Origin of the sequence: Amycolatopsis sp. NPDC004625, assembly GCF_040609695.1 — a bacterium.
In the GTDB taxonomy this organism is placed as follows: domain Bacteria; phylum Actinomycetota; class Actinomycetes; order Mycobacteriales; family Pseudonocardiaceae; genus Amycolatopsis.
In genome coordinates this window covers 194,325-211,741 of record NZ_JBEXKX010000010.1, presented here as the reverse complement: position 1 = coordinate 211,741, position 17,417 = coordinate 194,325, and the positions used below count along the sequence as shown (strand labels likewise).

The window sequence follows — 17,417 nt, the reverse complement described above, 5'->3', positions numbered from 1 at the left end:
CGGGCGATATGCCTGGTCCCGGCGCCCAGTCGCCGATCGGCGGCGCGGGTGCGAGGAGGCCCCCACGTCGAGCGGCTGGCCGAGGCCGCGGCGAGCGTCCTGGCGGCGCGGGGCATCGAGGTGACGGTGGCCCCGGCCCTGGAGCTGACCGGCGGCGTCCGGGACGCGGTCGGCCTGAGCCGCGAGCAGCGCACGGCGAACCTCGCGGGGCACATGCGGTTCCGCGAGGCGGGCCGCCCGCCGCCGGGAGTGCCGATCGTGGTGCTGGACGACGTGGTCACCACCGGAGCCACGGCGGCCGCCTGCGTCCGGGCGCTGGCGGCGGCGGGGTTCACGGTCTCCGCCGTCCTGACCCTGCTCGCGGCCGGCTGAACCGGGCGGGCTTCCCGAAGCGAGGGAAGGAGCGATCCATACCGACCACTGTGGCCCCTCGACGGGCGAACCGCACGCCGGGCGATCATGGAACGGCCGCCCCGGAACCCGGCCGCCGTGCTCCGGCCGAGCCCGGCTGCGCTGCCGCGGTTGCCCGTCGCCCGGTGGCACCCGGAAAGCCATTCCCGGTGATCTACGAAAGCCGTGGTACCGGTTCCGCACCCACCCTCACGAAATTCCCCGCGGACCGATCCCCGCCCAGGTCGAGCGCACAATCCGGCCCCACCCGCGCGCCCGGGTGACCCCGCATCACCTACACGAGTGACATCAACCGGGAACGCGAACGGACCGGCGCCCGTTGTCCGGGCATGAGGGTGCCGATCACGATCACTCGGCCGCCACACCACTCCACCGGGGTGGCGGCTGCGGGAGACGGGGCTGTCACCCTCGGCGTCCACCAGCACACAGCGATGCGCCGTCCGTGTGAAAGCGCGATGATCTCGGCGCGTCCGACCAGCGGGTGTTTTGTGGTGCCCGCCCCGCGATCACTGCGCGGGGTGACGGAGTCCCATCCCCTGACATCCCCCGGCTCGGGGGCTGTTGTAACGGGCGTGAGGAAGCTAACGTGCTCCGCAATCAGCAATCCCCGCAGGCAGGGAGGTGACGAGCCCATGTCCCTGGCGCCGGAGGTGCGCTGAGTCCGCGCTCGGTCATCGGCACGAGACGTCGTGAACCGTTCCCGAGTTCCTTCTCAGCCCGCGATCCGGGCTTCCGTCCCCGCAATACCGGCGCCGTGTGTGAACACAACAGCTCGCAGTCATCTCAGCGAGGGAGGTCGTGTATGGACATCGTCGTTAAGGGCCGCAACGTGGAGGTGCCCGACCACTATCGGGCACTCGTCAGCGAAAAGCTGGCCCGCCTCGAGCGCTACGACAGGAAAGTCATCCGGTACGACGTGGAACTGTTCCACGAACCCAACCGACGCCAGGCCAAGAGCTGCCAGCGCGTCGAAATCACCGGAAAGGGGCGAGGCCCGGCCGTACGCGCCGAAGCGTGTGCTGCCGACTTCTACGCGGCGCTCGATTCCGCAGTCACGAAGCTCGAAAACCGGCTGCGGAGGACACACGACCGGAGGCGCGTTCACTACGGGCGCAGCCGCCCGGAATCGGTCGCCGAGGCGACCTCGGCACTGCCGGGTGGTGGATCCCCGGCCGCAGCCAGTCCCGCCGCGCGTACCGCGGTGTTGGACGCACCCGAAGCCGAGCCGCAGCCGAACGGCTTCGCGAGTGCCGAAGAATTCCACCTGCCCCAGCAGCAGAGCTGGGCCGACGACGACCTGGGTCACCAGCCCGGCCGCGTCGTTCGCGAGAAGCAGCACACCGCGGAACCCATGACGGTGGACCAGGCTCTCTACGAGATGGAGCTGGTCGGCCACGACTTCTACCTCTTCAACGACTCCGAAGCGGGCCGGCCCAGCGTGGTCTACCGGCGGAAAGGCTTCGACTACGGCGTGATCCGGCTCGGCTGAGCCGAGCCGAAGGGAGGTCTGCCGGAGGGTCCGCACGCGCTCGCGTGCGGGCCCTCCGCATGTCAGGACGTACGGCGTGTGCACACGGGCGCCCCCGTTCCCTACGATGGGGGTGGGAAGGTGGCGCCGAACACGGCCGCCACCGCGGGAGAACCTGCCCGGGACCGGCCTGGGCGTGCTCATATTCAGCTAGTGAGGTCGACCGGATGGTGCTGAACCGCCTGCTCCGCGCGGGTGAGGGCAAGATGGTGAAGCGGCTGCGCAACATCGCCGATCACATCAACACCCTCGAAGACGACGTCAAGGACCTGACCGACGCCGAGCTGCGGGCCAAGACCGAGGAGTTCCGCAAGCGGAACAGCGACGGCGAGTCCCTCGACGAGCTGCTGCCGGAGGCCTTCGCGGTCGTCCGGGAAGCGGCCAAGCGGGTGCTCGGCCAGCGGCACTTCGACGTCCAGCTGATGGGCGGCGCGGCCCTGCACCTCGGCCAGGTCGCCGAGATGAAGACCGGTGAAGGCAAGACGCTCACCTGCGTCCTCCCGGCCTACCTGAACGCGATCCCCGGCAAGGGCGTCCACGTCGTCACGACGAACGACTACCTGGCCAAGCGCGACTCGGAGTGGATGGGCCGCATCCACCGCTTCCTCGGGCTCGAGGTCGGCGTCATCCTGTCGGAGCAGCAGCCGGACGTGCGGCGCGCTCAGTACAACGCCGACATCACCTACGGCACGAACAACGAGTTCGGCTTCGACTACCTGCGCGACAACATGGCGTGGAGCCTCGACGACTGCGTGCAGCGCGGGCACTACTTCGCCGTCGTCGACGAGGTGGACTCGATCCTCATCGACGAGGCCCGGACGCCGCTGATCATCTCCGGCCCGGCCGACCAGTCGTCGCGCTGGTACGTCGAGTTCGCCCGGCTCGCCCCGCTGATGAACGGCATCGACACCACCACCATGGGGTCGCGCGAGCGGGTCGAGAAGACGAACCTGATCAACTCGAAGTACCACTACGAGGTCGACGTCCGGAAGCGCACGGTGGCCGTCACCGAGAAGGGCGTCCGGTTCGTCGAGGACCAGCTCGGCATCGACAACCTGTACGAGGCCGCGAACACCCCGCTGGTCGGGTACCTGAACAACGCGCTGAAGGTCCAGGAGCTCTTCCACCGCGACAAGGACTACATCGTCCGCAACGGCGAAGTCATGATCGTCGACGAGTTCACCGGGCGCATCCTGCACGGCCGCCGCTACAACGAGGGCATGCACCAGGCGATCGAGGCCAAGGAAAAGGTCGAGATCAAGGCCGAGAACCAGACCCTCGCGACGATCACGCTGCAGAACTACTTCCGCCTCTACGAGAAGCTGTCCGGCATGACCGGTACGGCCGAAACCGAGGCCGCGGAATTCCACCAGACCTACAAGCTGGGTGTGGTGCCGATCCCGACGAACCGGCCGATGATCCGCGTCGACCAGGCGGACCTGATCTACAAGACTGAAGACGCGAAGTACGAGGCGGTCGCCGAGGACATCGCCGAGCGGCACGAGAAGGGCCAGCCGGTCCTGGTCGGCACGACCAGCGTCGAGAAGTCCGAGCGCCTGTCGAAGCTGCTGGTGAAGCTGAGCGTCCCGCACGAGGTGCTGAACGCGAAGCACCACGACCGCGAGGCCCTGATCGTCGCGCGCGCGGGCCAGAAGGGCGCCGTCACGGTCGCCACGAACATGGCCGGCCGCGGTACCGACATCGTGCTCGGCGGCAACCCCGACCTGATCGCCGACCAGGTGCTGCGCGAGCGCGGCCTGGACCCGGTCGAGCACTCGGAGGAGTACGAGGCCGCCTGGCCCGAGGTCCTCGAGCAGGTCAAGGCCGAGTCGAAGGCCGAGGGCGAAGAGGTCCGCGAGGCCGGTGGCCTGTACGTCCTGGGCACCGAGCGGCACGAGTCGCGCCGCATCGACAACCAGCTCCGCGGCCGCTCCGGCCGGCAGGGCGACCCGGGCGAGTCCCGCTTCTACCTGTCGCTCGGTGACGAGCTCATGCGTCGCTTCAACGCGACGATGGTCGAGCGCGTCATGACCACCATGCGGCTGCCCGACGACGTGCCGATCGAGCACAAGATGGTCTCCAAGGCCATCAAGAGCGCGCAGACCCAGGTCGAGCAGATCAACATGGAGCAGCGCAAGGACGTCCTCAAGTACGACGAGGTCATGAACGAGCAGCGCAAGGTGATCTACGCCGAGCGCCACCGCGTCCTGGCCGGCGAAAACCTGCGCGACCAGATCGAGGGCATGCTCGTCGACGTCGTCAACGCCTATGTGGACGGCGCGACGGCCAACGGCTACGCCGAGGACTGGGACCACGAGAAGCTGTGGTCGGCGCTGAAGCAGCTGTACCCGGTCAGCCTCGACTGGGACGACCTCATGGAGGACGGCGACCTCGACGAGAGCACCCTGCGCGACGCACTGGTCCAGGACGCCCGCGACGCCTACGACAAGCGCGAAGCGGAGATCAACGCGCTCGTCGGCCCGGAGGGCATGCGGACCCTGGAGCACCAGGTGATGCTGACCGTCCTCGACCGCAAGTGGCGCGAGCACCTGTACGAAATGGACTACCTCAAGCAGGGCATCGGCATGCGGGCGCTGGCGCAGCGCGACCCGCTGATCGAGTACCAGCGCGAGGGCTTCGACATGTTCCGCGCGATGCTGGACTCGCTGAAGGAGGAGGCCGTCGGCTTCCTGTTCAACCTGCAGGTCGAGCGCGCGGAGGCCCCGCCGGCCGAGGCCGCTTCGGCGCTTCCCACGGGCGTGCCGGCGGGCAACGGCCAGGCGACGGAGGGCCGCCACGCGCGTCCGGCCCCGCCGCAGCCGCCGACGACGGACACCGAGTCGGTCCCGGCCGCCCTGCGCGGCAAGGGCCTCGGCGGCGGCGGTCAGCCGTCGGGCATGATGCTGTCCGGCCCGGGCGAGGGCGGCGAGGTCGAGTCCCACGTCGAGGGCGCAGATCGCCCCGCGGCGGCCGGCGGCGCCGGTGGCACCCGCCGTGACCGTCGCGCCGCCCAGCGCGACGCGGCGAAGAAGGGCAAGAAGGGCCCACGTCGCTGACAGACGACGAACGGGGCGCGCGGCTGGTCCGCGCGCCCCGTTTTCGTACCCGGACGTGCTACCGCCCGCCCGTCCGCTCAGGACACGCCGGCGCCGAAGAGAACCGCGCCGCACCGATGTGGACGATGCGGCGCGTTCCCGCGCTGCGGTGACGGGCGCACTTCCCGGTCAGGATCGTCGGCGGTGAGCGAGCACCGCACACCCGCTTCACGCTGCCCGCCGGCTCGGGTTGGTCGCCTGCTGCGGCCGCAGCAGCGCGAACCGCTCGCAGCGCCAGCCCGTCGGCGTGCGGGTGAAGCGGGCCGCCAGTGCGATCGACCGGCCGTCCGCCTCCACGCGGGCGCACGCCTCCAGCACGTCCGGCGCGGGCGTGCACGTGTGGATCGTCTGCGTCCGGTGCCGTGGCCTCGGCAGGCGTGGCCCGCTGAGACCCGCGTAGACCTCCGGCGCCACCAGCGCCCGCACCTGCGCCGCCGGGCGGCGGCCGTCGTACGCCTCCAGCAGCATGTTCAGCAGGTGGCCCACCTCACCCGCGTCGAGCTGCCGCGGCGCCGGCCACCGGCCGCCGCGGCGGTGTTCCCACGGGGTCACCGATTGTTCTGCGAGGCGTGGCACTTCGTAGTCGGCCAGCGTCCGCAACCGATGTTCCTCGATCATTTTCCTCCCCTCCCTGACTCGGCATTTCGCCGTCTGCACCGGGTTAGAGGGGGAACAGGCCGAAAAGGACACCGGAATCGCTCGATCCGGGCCAGAACCGGGGAAGACGTGGATTACCGGCGGCCGATGCGGTAAGTCCGAGCGGCGTTGTTGCGCACTGCGAGACACCGCGTTGCCGCCCCGGCTATGGTGTGCCGGGTGCTGAAAGGGCTATTGGTCGATTTCGCCGGAGTTCTCACCGATCCCGACGCAGGCCGGTTCTACGACTATCTGGCGGCCGCCCGCGAGCGCGGCGTCCGCACCGCGCTCCTGTCCAACGCCCCCGGGGCGTCGGACGAGGTCAAGAACACGATGTTCGACTATTTCGACGCACTGGTGTTTTCCGGCGAGGTCGGCGTGGCCAAGCCGGACCCGGCGGTCTACCTGATCGCGGCCGACCGGCTCGGCCTGCCCGCGGCGCGCTGCGCGTTCGTGGACGACTCCGCGACGAACATCCGCGGCGCCGTCCAGGCGGGCATGGTCGGGGTGCAGCACCGGTCGGTCGGGGAGACGCTGGAGGAGCTCGCGGTGCTGTTCCCCGCCGGGTGAGGGTCAGCGCGCGCGGCGGACCAGCTCGAACGCCAGCACCGCGGCGGCGGCCGAGACGTTCAGCGACTCGGCGTCACCCGGCATCGGGATCGACAGCCACTCCGTGACGAGCTCGCCGACCTCCGGCCCGACCCCGGCCGTCTCGCCGCCGAGCACGAACGCCGCGCGCTGCGGCAGGTCGACGTCGAACACCGTCGTGCGAGCCGACGCGCCCAGCGCGTACACGCCGTAGCCGGCTTCGGAGAGCAGTTCCGCGGCTTCCCGCGCCGACCCGCAGCGCAGCACCGGCGCGCGGAACGCCACGCCGGCCGACGCCTTGACGACCATCGGGTCCAGCGCCGCGACGCCGCGCCGGGGCACGATCACGCCGTCCAGCCCGGCCGCGGTCGCCGTCCGCAGGATCATGCCGACGTTCGCCGGCGTGGTGATGCCGTCCAGCAGCAGCACCCGCGACGGCGGCCGCCGGTCGGCCAGCGCGGCGGAAAGCGCTCGCATCCGCGGCGCGACGACGTCGGCGAGCACGCCCTGGTCCTGCTTGCCGTTGCCGGCGAGCACCTTGACCCGGTGCTCGCTGGCCCGCTGCACCGGCACGCCGGCGGCCTTCGCCGCGCGCTGGATCTCCGCCGCGCCGGGGCCGCGGGCGGTGTCGGCGAGGATCACCTTGTCCACGCGCAGGCCGGCGTCCGCCAGCGCCTCGAGCACCGGCTTCCGGCCGTAGACGGTCAGGAAGCGGTCCTTCGGCGAGATAGTCGACTCATCACCCACACCCGGCAGTCTCGCACTGTGTAAGGATCGGCTCATGCCCGACCGCCTTTCCGCGCTGGACGCCTCGTTCCTCTACGTCGAGGACCACGCGACGCCGATGCACGTCGGCGGGGTGGCGATCTTCGAGCGGCCGCGGTCCGGGTTCGGCTACGCGCAGCTGGTCGACCTGATCGGCGGGCGGCTGGCGTACCTGCCGCGGTACCGGCAGCGGGTGCTCGAGGTGCCCGGTCACCTGGCGCGGCCGGTGTGGGTGGACGACGTCGACTTCGACCTCAACTACCACGTCCGGCGCTCGGCGCTGCCCCAGCCGGGCAGCGACGAGCAGCTGTTCGACCTGGTCGCGCGGCTGATGTCGCGGCGGCTGGCGCCGGAGCGGCCGCTCTGGGAGGCGTACTTCATCGAGGGCCTGGCCGGCGACCGGGTGGCGCTGGTGACGAAGACCCACCAGTCCGTTGTGGACGGTGTCGGCACGATCGACCTCGGCCAGCTCATCCTGGACGCGACGCCGGGCGAGTCGGAGCCGTTCGAGGACATCTGGACCCCGCGCCGCGAGCCGAGCCGCACCCAGCTGGTGCTGGACGCGATCAGCGAAGGCGTCCAGCGGCCGGGCGAGGTGGTGGAGAACGTCCGGTCGGCGGCGAACGACGCGTTCGCGGCGGCGGGCAAGTTCGCCGAGACGGTCGGCGGGGTGGCCTCGACGCTGCGGACGCTGGTGAGCCCGGCACCGCCGGGGCCGCTGAACGTCCGGGTGTCGGGCGGCCGCGTGTTCGCGGTGGTGCGCACGCGGCTGGAGGACTTCCGCAAGATCCGCGCGGCGCACGGCGGCACGGTCAACGACGTCGTCCTCGCCGCCATCACGGGCGCGCTGCGCGAGTGGCTGCTGTCGCGCGAGGAGCAGCTGACGCCGAACACGACGATCCGCGCGCTGGTGCCGCTGGCGGTGCGCGACGCCGAGACGGCGGAGTTTTCGACGCCGGGCCTGGTCGGCAACCAGGTGGCGGCGTACCTGGTGGACCTGCCGGTCGGCGAGCCGAACCCGGTCCTGCGGCTGCAGCACATCGGCCACGCCATGGCCGAGCACCTCGATTCGGGCCGTTCGGTGGCGGCGCGCGGCCTGCTCAAGGTGGGCGGGTTCGCCCCGGCTACGCTCCACTCCCTCGGCGCACGGGCGGCGGGGTCGCTGTCCGGGCGCATCTTCAACGTCATGGTGACGAATTCACCGGGCCCGCAGGTGCCGATGTACGCGGGAGAGGCCAGACTGGTCGAGATGTTCCCGGTGATGCCGTTGATGCGCACGCAGGCGCTGGCGATCGGGGTGACGTCCTACCACGGCGGCGTCTACTTCGGACTCAACGGCGACCGCAAGGCCGCGTTCGACGTGGACCTGGTGGCCGGGATGATCGAAGAGTCCTTGGAAGAACTGAAGGGTGCGCACTGGTGAGGGTCTATCTGCCTGCGACCATCGCGATGCTTCGCGAACTCGAGTCGTCGGGGGAGTTCCGCGCCCGCAGCGGCACGGCGTTCGCGCTGACACCGGCGTTGCGAGAGGCGTACGTGAGCGGTTCGGACGAGGAACTGGAGTACGCGGCGTTGCTGGACGCGGCCCGGGCCTCCCTGCGCCTGATCGCGGCGGAGGAGAAGGGCGAGCCGCGCCGCGTGGTGGTGTCGGCGGACGTGGCGGGCGTGACGTTGCGCCCGGACCTGGACGCCCCGGTGGTCCGCATCGGCGGCCCGATCCCGTTTTCCGCGGTGGCGGCGATCCACGTGGACGCCCCGGAGGCGGCGGAAGCGGTGTCCGCGGCCGCGGCGGTGATCGATGCGGCGGACCTGGGGGATCCGGACGCGGAGTTCACCCTGGGGGATGCCGAGGACCACGAGCTGGCCTGGTACGCGCCGCAGGAACTGCCGTTCCTGCTGGAGCTGCTCTGAGTTGTCCACAGGTGGAGTTGCCTGTGGACAAGTCTCCGATCACCGGTGCGCCGCAGGCATCCCCTCCGGACGGGACAGCGGGCGGGAACGTGACTACCCCACTTCACCCGCCGGTGGCGGCTGGATGTCGGCCGGCGTGCCCCAGTCCGAATACCGCGTGGTGATGCGCGCTTCCGCTCCCGGCAGGATCGGCGACAGGTCCAGGACGATCTGCAACGGCCGGTGCGTGTCATCGAGCCACAGCTCCACCGGGAACTTGCCGCTCGCCGCGTCCGCGGGCAGGCCCGCCGGCAGGTCGGTGCCCAGGCGGGCCAGGTCGAGGTCGACGCGGTAATGCTCCGCCGCCACCCCGTTCAGCCGGCCGCGTTCCGCCGCGACGATCGTGCCCGCCGTCCGGATCTCGCCCAGCGTGTGCGCCGGGTCGTTCTGCGTGGTCAGCTGGGTGAGGGTGGCGCCGAGGACCTGGGAAAACGGGTCCGTGCCGTCCGCCGCCACCACGATCCACGGCTTTCCCGCGCCGACCTCGTCTCGCGAGCCTTCCGGCACCTTCGCGTACAGCTTGCCGGCCACCGCCCGCAGCTCCATCGGCTCGCCGAGGAAGTCCGTCGTCATCACCTGGGCCGTTCCGCCCGCGCCGAACCGCGCCTGGCCCTGGCCCTTCGACCGGACCGAGCCGACCGCGACGTCCGTACCGAACTTCGCCGAGCCGCCGCTCGCCGTGGCCGCCGTGGCGGCGTCGGCCAGTGCCCGCGCGTCGTCGAACGCCGGTGGTCGCGGCGGGTCGGAACACGCGCCGGCGAGCAGGACAGCCAGCAGCACCACGGCGGCTTTGCGCATGGCGACAACAAAAACACAGCGGCTCCCCCGAACCCGTTCGGGGGAGCCGCCGCTACTCAACGTCGTCCGGTCAGCGACCGGCCTTCTTCATCAGCTCGCCGAGGTCGACGACCTGGTCGGCCGGCGGGGCCGTCACGTCGACCTGGGTGCCCCAGTCGGTGTACTTCATCGTGAACTTCGCGTCGCCGGCCGGCGCGCCCAGCGCCTGCATCATCGGGCCCTGGTCCATGGTGACCTGCACCGGCAGGTTGTCCTTGTTCAGCCACAGCTCGGCCGGGATCTTGATGTCCTTGCCCTTGAGCATTTCGGTGAGCTTGTCGCGCGCCGCGGCCGGCACCTGGCCGGTGAACTGGTCCACGGCCTTCGCGACGTCGAGCTCCACCTTGTAGTGGTTGACCTGCTCGCCGTTCAGCTCGGTCTGGTCGGACGAGAGGATCCGGCCGGTCTTGGAGATCTGGTCGAGCATCTTGCCCGGGTCGCTCTGCTCCGCCGACTGCGACAGCGCGCCGCCCAGCGCCTGCGAGACCGGGTCCGTGCCGTCGGCCGAGATCTTGGCCCACGCCTTGTCGGTGCCCATCTGCTTCTGCTCTTCGGCGGGCAGCTTGATGTACATGACCTTGTCGACCATGCGCATCTCGGTGGTCTGGCCGGCCGCGGTGCTCGTCATGGAGAACGTCGTGTTCGCGCCGTCGAACGCCATCGCGCCGGTCGCGGTCATCGACTGGCCGCCGGCCGCGCCTTCCATGGTGAACTTCGCCGACTTGGACTTCTCGGTGCCCTGCTTGGACGCCGACGCCAGCTGGATCGCGTCGGTGAACGGGGAGGCGAGTCCCTTGCTGCCGCCGTCGGTCTGGGACTGGCTGCCCGCGGCGGCCGGCTGGGCCGTGCCGGCGGTGCCGCTGCACGCCGTCAGCGTCAGCGCCAGCACGGCGGCGCTCGCGGCGACCAGGGTGGTCTTGCGCATCGAATTCCCCTCAGAGTCGGATGGGTCCGCTCGGCATATCGCCCGAACGGGCGAATAATTACAGCTATGACGGTGACGACCCGTCAGCGGTTCCCGGTTGTCTCAGGATTCTGTGGTGCGGGTCACATCATGTCCGCCGCGCGAGGCCAGCAGGCGCCGCAGCGACGCGAGCCGCTCGGGGCTCGCCGTGCCTTCGGTGACGACGACGTCGAGCGCGCAGTCCGGGTCCTCGGGCGCGCCCAGGTGCCCGCAGCCCGACGGGCACTCCTCGGCGGCTTCGGCGAACTCCTCGAAGGCGTCCACGATGTCGTCCGCGGTGACGTGGGCCAGCCCGAACGACCGCACGCCCGGCGTGTCGATGACCCAGCCGCCGTCGGGCAGCGGCAGCGCCACCGCCGCGACGGACGTGTGCCGCCCCTTGCCGACCGCGCTCACCACGCCGGTGGCCAGTTCGGCGTCCGGCACCAGGCGGTTGACCAGGGTGGACTTGCCGACGCCGGAGTGCCCGACCAGCGCCGTCACGCGGTCCTTCAGCATGTCGGCGAGGCCCTCGGGCTCCTCGTCGAAGCGCGTGACGATGGCCGGGATGTCGAGGCCCGCATAGCCCGCCAGGAGCTCGTCCGGGCTGGCCAGGTCGGCCTTTGTCAGGCACAGGACCGGCTCGACGCCGCCCGCGTAGCAGGCGACGATGCAGCGGTCGATGAAGCCGGTGCGCGGCGGCGGGTCGGCCAGCGCGGTGACGATCAGCAGGCGCTCGGCGTTGGCGACGACCAGCCGCTCGTACGGGTCGGTGTCGTCGGCCGTGCGCAGCAGCGAACTGCTGCGGTCGTCGACCCGGACGATCCGGGCGAGCGTGTCCGGCTTGCCGGAGACGTCCCCGACGATGCCGACCCGGTCGCCGACGACCACCGGCGTCCGGCCCATCTCGCGGGCCCGCATCGCCGTGACGATCCGGCCGGGATCGGCGTCGATCGCGCAGGTCCAGCGGCCGCGGTCCTTGCCGACGACCATGGCCGTGACGGCGTCGGCGTGCTCGGGACGGCGCTTGCTGCGGGGCCGGCTGCCCTTGCCCGGACGCACGCGGACGTCGGTCTCGTCCAGCTTGCTCCAGTCGTTGCGCGCCAAACCCTCGTCCTCTCGTGCGCCGGTGCCCACCCGAATGATCCCACGTCGCTCGCCAGGGCCCTGGCCAGCGTGTAACGATGGCCCGACCCGGTAAGAGGAGGCGCTCATGTGCGGCCGCTACGCCGCCACGAAGGACCCGGCGAAGCTGATCGAGGAGTTCGACGCGATCGACCTCACCGAGGGGCACGCGCGCGCCGACCACAACGTCGCGCCGACGAAGAACGTGGTCACGGTCGTGCAGCGGCACCCGCGTGACGAAGACGGTCAGGTCCTCGAAGACGAGCCCGCCGAGCGCTCGCTGCGGATGATGAAGTGGGGCCTGGTGCCGTTCTGGGCCAAGGACCCGTCGGTCGGCTCGCGGATGATCAACACCCGCGCCGAAACGGCGGCGGAAAAGCCCGCCTTCCGCCGCGCGCTGGTTTCGCGCCGCTGCCTGGTGCCGGCCGACGGCTGGTTCGAATGGCGCCGCACCGAAAAGGAGAAGGAGCCGTTCTACATGACGTCTCCCGACGGTTCGTCGATCGCGTTCGGCGGCATCTGGGAGACCTGGCGGCCGAAGGACGACGACAACGCTTCGCCGCTGATCACGTTCTCGATCATCACGACCGACGCGGCGGGCCAGCTCACCGACGTCCACCACCGGATGCCGCTGATCGTGCCGCGCTCGCACTGGGACGGCTGGCTGGACCCGGACCGCGAAGACGTCACGGACCTGCTGGTCCCGACGCCGGACGACATCGTGGCGTCGCTGGAGCTGCGGCCGATCTCGACCCGGGTGAACAACGTCCGCAACAACGGTCCCGAGCTGCTGGAGCGCGTCGACCCGGCGCACGAAGGCGTCCTGTTCGACATGCCGAAGTCATGACGGCGATCCCGGTCGAGACGGCCTACGGCCCGGCGCGGGTCTACCTGCACTGCGCCGAGGAGGGCACGGCGGTCCTGATGCTCGGCCACGGCGCGGGCGGCGGCCTCGGCGCGAAGGACCTGGTGGAGGTGACCCGCGCGGCCCAGACGGCGGGCGTGCACGTGGCCCTGGTGGAGCAGCCGTACCGGGTGGCGGGCCGCCGCGCCCCGGCCCCGGCGAACCAGCTGGACACGGCCTGGCTGACGGTGGCGGACGAGCTGTCGGAGCGCTTCGACGGCCTCCCGTTCGTGTTCGGCGGCCGTTCGTCGGGAGCCCGGGTGGCCTGCCGGACGGCCGCGGCCGGGCAAGCGGTCGCGGTGCTGTGCCTGGCGTTCCCGGAGCACCCGCCGGGCAAGCCGGAGAAGACGCGCCAGCCGGAGCTGGACTCGGTCGAGGTCCCGGTCCTGGTGGTACAGGGGTCACGAGACCCGTTCGGCCGCCCGGCAGCGGGACCGCACCACGAGATCGTCGTGGTGGACGGCGACCACAATCTGTCAGCGGACCTGGAGTCGGTTTCACGGGCGGCGACGGAGTGGCTTTCGCGAGTACTGCGGCCGCTGGCCTGAACCCGCAGGTCAGGCCGCGATCGAAGCCACCACGGCCCCGGTCAGCCGGATCAGGTCGCCCGGTGCCACCTCGACCTCCAGCCCCCGGCGGCCGGCCGAACAGAACACCGTCTCGAACGTCGAAGCCGACGCGTCGATCACCACCGGTAGCCGGCTCCGGTGGCCCAGTGGCGAGATTCCGCCCAGCACGTACCCCGTCGCCCGCTGGGCCGCCGCCGGGTCCGCCATCTTCGCCTTCTTGCCGCCCGCCGCGGCCGCCAGGGCCTTCAGGTCCAGGTGGCCCGTGACCGGCACCACCCCGACCACCAGCCGGCCGTCCACCTCCGCCACCAGCGTCTTGAACACCCGCGCGCGGTCCAGCCCGAGCGCCTCCACCGCCTCCAGCCCGTACGACTCCGCGCGCGGGTCATGGTCGTACGCGTGCAGGTGGTGCGCCACTTTCTGCTTCGCCAACAGTGCCGTCGCCGGGGTGCCCTTGCCAGCCATGGCGGAAGTGTAGGGAATGCCCGATCCCCCCGATCGGTTGTACGGGACGTGACACCAACGCTCGCCACCACACGCTCACGCAGCAGCCGCCGCCGTCCCGAGGCACCGGCGAACCGCGGCGTGCCCGGTCCCCGCGTAAACTCGGGTCCGCCGTATGCGCGCACGCGCATCGACGCCGAGCGGGAAGGGAACGGTTTGCCGAGCACGCAGAACTCAGCGCCGGAAGAAGCGACCGAGGCCGAGCGCGCCGAGCGTTTCGAGCGGGACGCGATGCCGCTGCTCGACCAGCTGTACTCGGCCGCGATGCGGATGACCCGCAACCCCGCCGATGCCGAGGACCTGGTCCAGGAGACCTACCTGAAGGCGTATGCCGCCTTCGCGTCCTTCAAGGCCGGCACGAACCTCAAGGCCTGGATGTACCGCATCCTGACCAACACCTACATCAACGGCTACCGCAAGCGGCAGCGGCAGCCCGTGCAGGCGCCGACCGAGGAGATCACCGACTGGCAGATCGCCAAGGCGGAGAGCCACACCTCCAGCGGGCTGCGGTCGGCCGAGGTCGAGGCGATGGACAACCTCCCCGACACCGACGTCAAGGCCGCCCTGCAGAAGCTGCCCGAGGAGTTCCGGCTGGCCGTCTACCTGGCCGACGTCGAGGGCTTCGCGTACAAGGAGATCGCCGAGATCATGGACACGCCCATCGGCACCGTGATGTCCCGCCTGCACCGCGGCCGCGCCCAGCTGCGCGACCTGCTCGCCGACGTCGCCCGGGAGCGCGGCTTCATCCGGGCGGCCAAGGAAGAGGTGGCGGGGCGATGAGCGACATGTGCGAGGGCGCGTCCGACAAGGTCCGCTGCGAAGAGGCGCTCGCCGACATCTACCTGCTGCTCGACCGCGAATGCAGCCCCGAGCGGGACGCCGCCCTGCGCGCCCACATCGACGACTGCCCGCCGTGCCTCGAGGAGTACGGCATCGACGAGCACCTCAAGCAGCTGCTGGCCCGCAAGTGCGGCGGCGACCACGCCCCGGCCGAGCTGAAGAGCCGGCTGCGCGCGTCGATCCGCCAGACCGTCGCCACCCGGGGCGGGGTCACCGTGGAACGCACCGAGATCACCCTCGAGCAGCGCTCCGAATAACGCGTCCGAGCACGACAAAGGCCCCCGCACGATCGTGTGGGGGCCTTTTGCGTGCCGGCGCCGGCTCAGGAGTTGGGCTTACCGCCGTGGTTCGCGGCGTTCTTCTTCCGGCTGCGACGCTTGCGGGCGCGCTTCGACATGTTCACTCCTCGTCGTCAAAGCTGGTCAACCTCTCAAGTGTGTCATGACGTCCCGCTCTGGTTGGATGGGGTGCGTGTCCACGCTCGCCGAACTGCTCGCCGACAACACCGGCCTCCCCGGTGAGGCGGCGGACCACCTCCAGACCGTCGTCGCCGAGTGGCAGCTGCTGGCCGACCTGTCGTTCGCGGACTTCCTGCTCTGGGTGCCGGTGACCGAGGAGCTGCAGCCGGACGGCGGTGACTTCGTCTGCGTCGCGCACGCGCGCCCGACCACGGCGCCCACCGCGCATCCCGAGGACGTCGTCGGCACGCGGTTCACCGTCGACGAGCACCCGCAGCTGGCCAAGGCCATGCGCGAGGTGCGGATCTGCCGCGAAGAGGACCCGCACTGGTACCGCGACCTGCCGATGCGGCGCGAGGCGATCCCGGTGCGGTTCCACGACCAGGTCATCGCCGTGATGAGCCGCGAGACGAACCTGGCCGCGCCGCGCGTGCCCTCGCCGTTGGAAATCGCGTACCTGGGCAGCGCCGGCGACCTGTGCCAGATGATCGTCGACGGCACGTTCCCGCCGAACGGCACCAACGCGACCGACACGCACACGTCGCCGCGCGTCGGCGACGGCCTGATCCGCCTCGACTCCAGCGGCACGGTGGTGTTCGCCAGCCCGAACGGGTTGTCCGCGTACCACCGGATGGGGCACGAATCCGACCTGGTCGGGACGCGCCTGGCGCCGTTGACGCGGTCGCTGATCCGCGACCCGTTCGACGCGACCGAGGTGTCCCACCGGATCATCGAGGCCCTCGACGGGAAGCCGTCGAGCCGCACGGAGGCCGATTCGCGGCGCGGCGCGGTGGTGCTGTTCCGCGCGCTGCCGCTGCGGCCGGCGGGCCAGGCGGCGGGCGCGCTGGTGCTGGTCCGCGACGTCACCGAGGTGAAGCGCCGGGACCGGGCGTTGCTGTCGAAGGACGCGACGATCCGGGAGATCCACCACCGGGTGAAGAACAACCTGCAGACGGTAGCGGCGCTGCTGCGGCTGCAGTCCCGGCGGACGTCGTCGGAGGAGGCGCGGCTGGCGCTGGCGGAGTCGGTCCGCCGGGTGACGTCGATCGCGCTGGTGCACGAGGCGCTGTCGATCTCGGTGGACGAGCGCGTCGACCTCGACAAGCTGCTCGACAACGTGCTGCCGATGGTCGGCGAGGTGGCGACGGCGGAGTCGCAGGTCGGGCTGTCGCGGAAGGGCTCGTTCGGGGTGGTGGTCGCGGAGATCGCGACGCCGCTGGTGATGGTGCTGGCCGAGCTGGTGCAGAACGCGGTCGAGCACGCGTTCCCGGCGGGCCGGTCGGGCAAGGTCGAGCTGATCGTGGAGCGGTCGGCCCGCTGGCTGGACGTCGTGATCCGCGACAACGGGCGAGGGCTGCCGTCGGGGTTCTCGCTGGAGCGGTCGGACGGGCTGGGGCTGCAGATCGTGCGGACGCTGGTGGAGTCGGAGCTGCGGGGGTCGCTCTCGCTGCGGAAGGTGCGCGCGGAGACGTCGTCGACTCGGGTGTCGGGGACGGAAGCGGCGTTGCGCATCCCGCTGTCGCGCCGGCTCTGACGCCCTCGCGCTGTACCCGGACGGTCGACTCGCGTGCCCAGGCGGTCGACTCGCGTACTCAGGCGGTCGACTCGCGTGCCTGGAGGGTCGGTTCGCGTGCGGCGATGGGCATCGCGTGTGATTGGAGGGGCATTACGTGTGATTCGGGGGGGGGGGTGACACGTTGAAGGCCCGGCACCAGGTGCGTGGTGCCGGGCCGTTCAACGCTTGCGGGAGGACTTGAAGTCCTGGTGAGGTTTCAGCGCACCCGTCGCCAGGTGGTTTCGCCTCGGTTGTTAAGCTCAAGCCGGGCAGGTATCACCCCAGGACGGCGTGGGCACGACGAATGCCCGCCGGGTGAATTTCCTTCACGGCTTGGGTCTGACCGGTATTGCTTTGGGGAGAATCAGGCGTTGGTACGCGTGCCGATGTGCGTACGGCGGCGCTTGAGCGCGCGTCGCTCGTCCTCGCTCATACCGCCCCACACGCCCGCGTCCTGGCCGCTGGCCAGAGCCCAGGCCAGGCAGTCGGAAGCGACGGTGCAGCGGTGGCACACGGCCTTCGCCTGCGTAACCTGCGACAGAGCAGGACCGCTGGTTCCCACCGGGAAGAACAGCTCGGGGTCCTCGTCTCGGCAGGCCGCGTCGTGGCGCCAGTCCATGTTCGTGAGCTCCTTCATATGACGCGGGAGGGCCGCGCCACAGTCGTCATGGCGGTCGTTTTTGGGTGCTTGTGAATGCTTTCACGAAGC

At 70.9% G+C, this 17,417-nt stretch carries 17 protein-coding genes and 1 pseudogene; 11 read left to right on the top strand and 7 right to left on the bottom strand.

Going from position 1 to position 17,417, the window contains the following annotated elements; all coding sequences use genetic code 11:
* Positions 1–9: 9 nt before the first annotated feature.
* The 3 genes and pseudogenes from ABZW17_RS14405 to secA all read left to right on the top strand — a co-directional run.
* Positions 10–372 (top strand): annotated as a pseudogene (locus ABZW17_RS14405) (ComF family protein); the annotation flags it as partial.
* A gap of 841 nt (positions 373–1,213) precedes the next feature.
* A complete protein-coding gene (raiA, locus tag ABZW17_RS14400; protein ID WP_093948375.1) occupies positions 1,214–1,900 on the top strand; it encodes a ribosome-associated translation inhibitor RaiA in 687 nt (228 codons plus the stop codon).
* Positions 1,901–2,106: 206 nt separating this feature from the next.
* The gene (gene secA, locus ABZW17_RS14395; protein ID WP_354813304.1) at positions 2,107–4,995 is read left to right on the top strand and encodes a preprotein translocase subunit SecA; all 2,889 of its coding nucleotides are present in this window, start codon (positions 2,107–2,109) and stop codon (positions 4,993–4,995) included.
* 207 nt (positions 4,996–5,202) lie between these two features.
* Here the strand turns inward: secA and ABZW17_RS14390 are convergent, their stop codons facing one another.
* The gene (locus ABZW17_RS14390; RefSeq protein WP_354813302.1) at positions 5,203–5,652 is read right to left on the bottom strand and encodes an Rv3235 family protein; all 450 of its coding nucleotides are present in this window, start codon (positions 5,650–5,652) and stop codon (positions 5,203–5,205) included.
* 213 nt (positions 5,653–5,865) lie between these two features.
* On the opposite strand from ABZW17_RS14390, the gene ABZW17_RS14385 reads away from it, so the two are divergent.
* The gene (locus tag ABZW17_RS14385; protein ID WP_354813368.1) at positions 5,866–6,240 is read left to right on the top strand and encodes an HAD-IA family hydrolase; all 375 of its coding nucleotides are present in this window, start codon (positions 5,866–5,868) and stop codon (positions 6,238–6,240) included.
* A 3-nt stretch (positions 6,241–6,243) separates the two neighbouring features.
* On the opposite strand, the gene ABZW17_RS14380 is transcribed toward ABZW17_RS14385, so the two are convergent.
* Positions 6,244–7,005 (bottom strand): RNA methyltransferase, encoded by a 762-nt coding sequence (locus tag ABZW17_RS14380; protein WP_354813300.1) that lies wholly within the window; start codon positions 7,003–7,005, stop codon positions 6,244–6,246.
* Positions 7,006–7,039: 34 nt separating this feature from the next.
* Between ABZW17_RS14380 and ABZW17_RS14375 the strand changes: the two genes are divergently transcribed.
* Positions 7,040–8,446 (top strand): wax ester/triacylglycerol synthase family O-acyltransferase, encoded by a 1,407-nt coding sequence (locus tag ABZW17_RS14375; RefSeq protein WP_354813298.1) that lies wholly within the window; start codon positions 7,040–7,042, stop codon positions 8,444–8,446.
* A complete protein-coding gene (locus tag ABZW17_RS14370; RefSeq protein ID WP_354813296.1) occupies positions 8,443–8,934 on the top strand; it encodes a hypothetical protein in 492 nt (163 codons plus the stop codon). The genes ABZW17_RS14375 and ABZW17_RS14370 overlap by 4 nt, the downstream gene beginning before the upstream one ends.
* Before the next feature lie 93 nt (positions 8,935–9,027).
* Here the strand turns inward: ABZW17_RS14370 and ABZW17_RS14365 are convergent, their stop codons facing one another.
* The 3 genes from ABZW17_RS14365 to rsgA all read right to left on the bottom strand — a co-directional run bounded on the left by ABZW17_RS14365 (position 9,028) and on the right by rsgA (position 11,860).
* Positions 9,028–9,771 carry a hypothetical protein gene (locus ABZW17_RS14365; protein WP_354813294.1) on the bottom strand — a complete coding sequence of 248 codons (744 nt, stop codon included), beginning with the start codon at positions 9,769–9,771 and terminating at the stop codon, positions 9,028–9,030.
* A gap of 70 nt (positions 9,772–9,841) precedes the next feature.
* Positions 9,842–10,735, bottom strand: a complete 894-nt coding sequence (locus ABZW17_RS14360; protein WP_354813292.1) for a hypothetical protein — start codon at positions 10,733–10,735, stop codon at positions 9,842–9,844.
* A 102-nt stretch (positions 10,736–10,837) separates the two neighbouring features.
* A complete protein-coding gene (gene rsgA, locus ABZW17_RS14355) occupies positions 10,838–11,860 on the bottom strand; it encodes a ribosome small subunit-dependent GTPase A (RefSeq protein WP_354813290.1) in 1,023 nt (340 codons plus the stop codon).
* 106 nt (positions 11,861–11,966) lie between these two features.
* Between rsgA and ABZW17_RS14350 the strand changes: the two genes are divergently transcribed.
* Both ABZW17_RS14350 and ABZW17_RS14345 read left to right on the top strand, forming a co-directional pair.
* Positions 11,967–12,725, top strand: coding sequence for an SOS response-associated peptidase (locus ABZW17_RS14350; RefSeq protein WP_354813288.1), 759 nt, complete (start codon positions 11,967–11,969; stop codon positions 12,723–12,725).
* Positions 12,722–13,330 (top strand): alpha/beta family hydrolase, encoded by a 609-nt coding sequence (locus ABZW17_RS14345; RefSeq protein ID WP_354813286.1) that lies wholly within the window; start codon positions 12,722–12,724, stop codon positions 13,328–13,330. Before ABZW17_RS14350 ends, ABZW17_RS14345 begins: the two co-directional genes overlap by 4 nt.
* Before the next feature lie 9 nt (positions 13,331–13,339).
* Here the strand turns inward: ABZW17_RS14345 and ybaK are convergent, their stop codons facing one another.
* Positions 13,340–13,816, bottom strand: coding sequence for a Cys-tRNA(Pro) deacylase (ybaK, locus tag ABZW17_RS14340; RefSeq protein ID WP_354813284.1), 477 nt, complete (start codon positions 13,814–13,816; stop codon positions 13,340–13,342).
* Between the two features lie 195 nt (positions 13,817–14,011).
* On the opposite strand from ybaK, the gene ABZW17_RS14335 reads away from it, so the two are divergent.
* The 3 genes from ABZW17_RS14335 to ABZW17_RS14325 all read left to right on the top strand — a co-directional run bounded on the left by ABZW17_RS14335 (position 14,012) and on the right by ABZW17_RS14325 (position 16,687).
* A complete protein-coding gene (locus ABZW17_RS14335; RefSeq protein WP_354813282.1) occupies positions 14,012–14,635 on the top strand; it encodes a sigma-70 family RNA polymerase sigma factor in 624 nt (207 codons plus the stop codon).
* Positions 14,632–14,952, top strand: a complete 321-nt coding sequence (rsrA, locus tag ABZW17_RS14330) for a mycothiol system anti-sigma-R factor (RefSeq protein WP_354813280.1) — start codon at positions 14,632–14,634, stop codon at positions 14,950–14,952. The genes ABZW17_RS14335 and rsrA overlap by 4 nt, the downstream gene beginning before the upstream one ends.
* A gap of 214 nt (positions 14,953–15,166) precedes the next feature.
* Positions 15,167–16,687, top strand: coding sequence for a histidine kinase N-terminal domain-containing protein (locus ABZW17_RS14325; protein WP_354813278.1), 1,521 nt, complete (start codon positions 15,167–15,169; stop codon positions 16,685–16,687).
* A gap of 385 nt (positions 16,688–17,072) precedes the next feature.
* On the opposite strand, the gene ABZW17_RS14320 is transcribed toward ABZW17_RS14325, so the two are convergent.
* Positions 17,073–17,327 (bottom strand): WhiB family transcriptional regulator, encoded by a 255-nt coding sequence (locus ABZW17_RS14320; RefSeq protein WP_003059797.1) that lies wholly within the window; start codon positions 17,325–17,327, stop codon positions 17,073–17,075.
* Between the last annotated feature and the right edge of the window lie 90 nt (positions 17,328–17,417).